The following is a 5,233-nucleotide window of genomic DNA, read 5'->3' on the forward strand; positions in this document are numbered from 1 at the left end:
AGAATATACCGACGGAACCCACAGCATTACCGGTTCTGACAGCACCTGGAAAACAACAACCGGCCCATTATTGAAGGATGGTATTTTTACCGGCGAAAAATATGATGCGCGAATGGAATTAGGTGCATGGAATAAAATCGGGTACAATGACAGTCACTGGAAAAAGGCAATTTTTGTTCGTCCGCCAACTGGTATTTTACGTCCGCAAACAGCACCTTTTGATAAAGTTACCCGGATTTTAAAACCAACTTTTGAGGGTAAAATAAAAGATTCTGTTTATGTATATCATTTAAAGGAAACTGTTTCAGGCTGGGCGGCGATAAGTGTAAAAGGTAAAGCGGGGAGTCGCCTTAAAATCAGGTATATCAGCGAGGAGGGCGAAGATTATGGTCAGTATGACAGCTATATTTTAAAGGGTTCAGGTGTGGAAAACTGGGAGCCAAAGTTTACCTGGCATGCTTTCAGAAAAATCGAGGTCACTTCTTCAGATGTAATCCTTAATCCGGAAAGTTTACAAATAAAAGATGTACATACGGACGTAGCATCAAATGGGAGTTTTGAATGTTCAAACCCGTTTCTGAATAAAATAAATGCAGCCTACATAAAAACACAAAACGCAAATTTTCATGGGAGTCTGAGCAGCGATTGTCCACACAGAGAAAGGCTTGGTTATACCGGTGACGGGCAGGCAATTGTGGTGAGCTCGATATACTCCTATGATATGCTTCAGTTTTATCGAAAATGGTTTGATGATATGGACGATGCCAGGAATAAAAAAACTGGCTTTGTGACACATACGGCACCTTTTGGCGGCGGTGGCGGCGGTCCTGCATGGGGATCGGCCTATGTGATTATGCCGTGGTCGTACTTTTCTTACTATGGCGATACCACGATATTAGAGCAGCATTATTCCGGCATGAAACAATGGATTGAGTACCTGGAAACCAGAACCGATAAAAATGGATTGGTGTCCAGGGAAGAACCTAAAGGCTGGTGTTTAGGAGAATGGTGTACCCCCACCCAGGTCCAAATTCCGGAGCCTTTGGTAAATACTGCCTACTTTTACTATGTTACGGATATTCTGACCGAAGCTGCAAAGACATTAGGCAAAAATGATGATTATTTAAGGTTCACAAATCTTGCCAAAGGGATAAAAACAAATTTTAACAAAGCCTATTATAACACCGCAAAACAAACATATTGGGAAGGCAGGCAGGGGGCTGATGTATTTGCTTTAGCTTTTGGCCTTGTACCAAAGGAAAATTACGTGCCGGTTTTCAATTCTTTATTAAATCATCTAAAAGAAATCAATTACCATTTTGACACCGGTATCCTGGGAACTCCCCTCTTATTAAAAGTACTCTCCCAAAACGGCAGGGATGATATTGCCTATCAAATCATGAATCAAAAAGATTTTCCAGGTTTTGGTTATTTACTGGATGACAAAAACAGCACGCTATGGGAATCATGGAATGGAGACGGCTCACATTGCCATCCTATGTTCGGCAGTGTTGTGGAGTGGCTCTATTCCGGTATTGCGGGCATAAAAGCTGACCCTGCAAGTGCCGGCATGAGGCATTTTATTATTGAGCCACAACCTCTTGCGGATTTAAGTTATTGTAAATCGTCTTATAACAGCTTATTTGGGAAAATACGCTCTGAGTGGAAAAAAGATAAAGAAAAAAATCTGGAGGTCCTGATTGAGATCCCTGAAAATACCTCAGCAACCTTTGTTTTGCCAGATAATAAAATGAAAGTAAAGGATGATTCCGGTCGAAATATTTTAGCAAAAAAAGTGAACAGCAAATATGAGATTGAATTTCAATCCGGAGTATACAGATTTGAAGTCTTATAAAACGAATGGGTTTTATAAGACTTCAAATGAACATCAGAAGATGGCGTTTCTATTTTACGAAAACTCTTTTTATCGCTTCCAGATAACCATACCCGTATACATTGTCTGGCTGGAGATAGCTTGTTTCCGTCCATTCATTCCAGCTGTTAATGGTGATTAATGGCACTTGTTTCGGATGAGCATCCACATAATCTTTAGCCATTTGCAGGCCCTTTGCAAAGTTTTCCGGCGTATTGTTCTTCATCACGGCACTCTTTTCTGTGCGCGGACTGTTGTCCCATCCCACGCTAATATGCGGATAATACGTAAGCTCAAATGTCTTATCTATTCTGGCCCATTCTCTTTTCACCTGTTCAAGGATATCGGTATAGTCTTTATTAACATCTGTGAAATGCACAAACTGATAGTGAGTGGCACTGGTAAAACCAAGTTTTTTAACGAAATCATTCTCAGGTGCCTTGCCCTTGCTGCCATCAACACCGCTATAATTGGTGTTTTGCGACCACATCGTCAGTTGCAATTCCAACCCTGGAAAACCCGCTTTCTGAGTCTCCGTCTTGAACCATTTTAGTGCATCTATTGTTTTTTCCAGACCGCCAAGACCCTGTATCAACTGTGGAACATCATAGATCATAAATACGGGTTTGCCATCTATTTTATAATATTGCGGAAGCTTAAAATATTTCTCGATATTGCGTTTACAGATCTTTTCAAATTCATCACGGTCTACTTTTCCTGTCCATATGACATTGTCTTCATGTACCTTATTCAAACGGGTATCCCAAACATTTACCACCTCATGATTTGCCCACATCAGGTAAAACTTCATCTTATCTTTATTCTCAGCTTTTAAAAAACCATTGTTTAATGTGGTCTCCATAAAGGGGCGGCCGTCATACCAGTACCAGTCAAAAATAAAAACATTTACTCCATGCTTTGTAGCCTCGTTTATTTCCATGCTCATGATAGCCGGGTCAGCTTCATTGACAGTACCCCAGACTGGTTTTCTGTTCCAATAGTGCCCTGGAAATCTTTCCTGTACATTCATAACCGTTTCCCATTCTCCGATGCCTGAAGGCCAGAAGGGCCGCAAACGCGGATCGTCATTTGCATAGGCCGGATATAAAAATGCAGCTATGTCGTATTTTTTGGGGGCAGCGGGTTTATTTTGAGCCGTAACAACCACACTGGACAATAGCAAAATGAGTACAGCAATTGCGCTTAAAAATGAACTACCGGATTTTTTCATGTTATAATTATTGATCTGAGTAAATTTATTTAAATTATATTATTTCGTTGTTTGATCTGCTAACGGACTAATCTTTACTGATTTAAACTTTACAGCTCCATGTTTGGCAAAAAACCATAAGAAATTTCCCTTTTGTTCCGGGGTACGGTTAACAATGCATCGTTTGCCATCTACAGACATGTCTATGATATCTCCCGTCATAATCAGGTCGATCTTAATTTTTTTTTCAAGGTCAAGAACTGCCTTGATAGCTGTATTGCCCAGCCACACCGTCTGATTAATGGCAGAGAAGCTGGTTTTGTAACCATTCGCTGCATGCTCATCGGATCTTAAATAAAATCCAAATTCATCATTTGGACCGAAGGGTTCGATCTCCATGGTGATCCTCGCATTCAGCGGAACGTTTTCAATATGGGCCGCTCCGATGCCGTTGGGCGCATCAATAAGGAGCGTGTTTTCAGCTTCAACTTTTGAAAATGAATCCTTGACAAAACTGATATTTACAGGTGTACCCTGTACTGGTATCATCTCTTCAGGAAACTTTGTTTCCAGAGTGCCGTCTGGACGCTGTATTACTTCCCGGAAAAGTGCATTTCCACCAAACAATTCACCGTGATTGTCTTTATTTTCATGTCTTGTTGGTATCCATGAAGCTGCTATCCTCCTGTCATTTTTAAAAGAAGCTGTTTTCAGTACATTAGACCAGGATTCGTTAAATGCCTGAAATTTTGGCTCCTCCCATGGGCCATACGGATTTTTAGATTTCACATAATAAGTATCCCCACCATCTCCGTAAACCAAATAGTACCATCCCTTCCATAAAAAATAATCCGGGCATTCCGGTACGGAAGCCTGTCCTGTCAGAACAGGTTCTTTGAGGTCCCAGCTTTTCAGGTCTTTCGAGACCAGGTGCACCAGACTGCCGCCCGCATGTTTTAATGCAGGGCTCTCCTGCCAGCTGGAAACAAAGAGGTGAAATTCTCCGCTCTTTTCATCAATAAAGACCTTTGGATCGCGGAAATCTCTTTTGCTGTAACCCGGGGCTGAGGTGTAAAAAGGGTTGGGTTTCTGTTTATCAAAATGAACACCGTCCTTACTGGTGGCATAACTCAGCTGCTCATTTACTTTTCCGTCCTTGTCAATTAGCCTGGTGGCATAAAATGCATAATAGGTATTGTGATAATAGGCTATTGAACCTGTACAGATGGATTTCTCCCATTCTTCATCGATTCCAAGTACCACTGGTTCCTGTTTCCATGTTTTGAGATCTGTACTTGTGCTCAGCGCCCATTGATGGCCGCCAAGCCCCTTCAGACTGGCATGATGTGCTGAATCCAGGAGCCAGTAGAAAGAAAACTTTCCATCACGGAAATAAGGCATACAATCGCCAACAAACAGGTTTCCTTTTGGCCGCCAGTACTGCAGATTTCCGGTGGACTGGATAGTGGGATCATATTTGACGCCAAGCTGCGCATAGCCAGCTGAGCTCAGGAACAGAGATAGACTCAGTGCAATTAAAAGTTTAGAGGCTAATTTTTTCATATATTTTTTTTAATAATTTTATAGACTACATAAATTACAAGTATCAGTAACGCTAAGGCGGCGATTGGCCAGATTGTAGACATCAAGTTCATGGATAAAAATTTAGTGTAAGATAGATGTTAGATTAAACATTTTAACGAGATTTATGAAGAGAATAACAATATTCCACCGGACAATCTCTCACAATCTTTTGCCGCTTGTTCGGCAAATAAAATATTCCCATTAACGGGAATATTTTATATATTTGAATCTGCCCACTTAAATCATGCCCAGGAAAACCTATCAGGGATCAACAAACGATAAGGAGCGCTCAACTCAAAAGCTCATCAATGCCGTTGGGACGGTTATTCAATCCAGGGGTTACACCGGATTAAATGCGACCAACATTGCCAGTGCTGCCGGAATGAGCAGACGGTTGATTACTTTTTATTTCGGCACGGTTGACAACCTGGTACAAACTTATGTACGTGGCAAAGATTATTGGCTCGCTGCTTCAGGGGATGCGGTCGGGCTGATCAAGGAGAACAAAGGCGAAAACACAAAACAGATACTGGATTGCCTGCTGCGAAATCAGGTGGATTATTTTT

General features: G+C 41.4%; 4 protein-coding genes. 2 read left to right on the forward strand and 2 right to left on the reverse strand.

From position 1 onward, the window contains the following. Positions 1 to 1,855: family 78 glycoside hydrolase catalytic domain (locus tag VK541_RS24815; RefSeq protein ID WP_324373316.1), on the forward strand; the 1,855-nt coding region annotated here is incomplete at its 5' end. A gap of 49 nt (positions 1,856 to 1,904) precedes the next feature. Here the strand turns inward: VK541_RS24815 and VK541_RS24820 are convergent. After that, positions 1,905 to 3,104, reverse strand: a complete 1,200-nt coding sequence (locus VK541_RS24820; RefSeq protein WP_324373318.1) for a glycoside hydrolase family 99-like domain-containing protein — start codon at positions 3,102 to 3,104, stop codon at positions 1,905 to 1,907. Between the two features lie 39 nt (positions 3,105 to 3,143). Next, positions 3,144 to 4,646, reverse strand: coding sequence for a family 43 glycosylhydrolase (locus VK541_RS24825; RefSeq protein ID WP_324373320.1), 1,503 nt, complete (start codon positions 4,644 to 4,646; stop codon positions 3,144 to 3,146). A gap of 265 nt (positions 4,647 to 4,911) precedes the next feature. Here VK541_RS24825 and VK541_RS24830 point away from each other — a divergent pair. Further along, on the forward strand, positions 4,912 to 5,233 hold a 322-nt coding region (locus tag VK541_RS24830), incomplete at its 3' end, for a TetR/AcrR family transcriptional regulator (protein ID WP_324373322.1).

The organism is Pedobacter sp. (genome assembly GCF_035317785.1).
Taxonomy (GTDB): Bacteria; Bacteroidota; Bacteroidia; order Sphingobacteriales; family Sphingobacteriaceae; genus Pedobacter.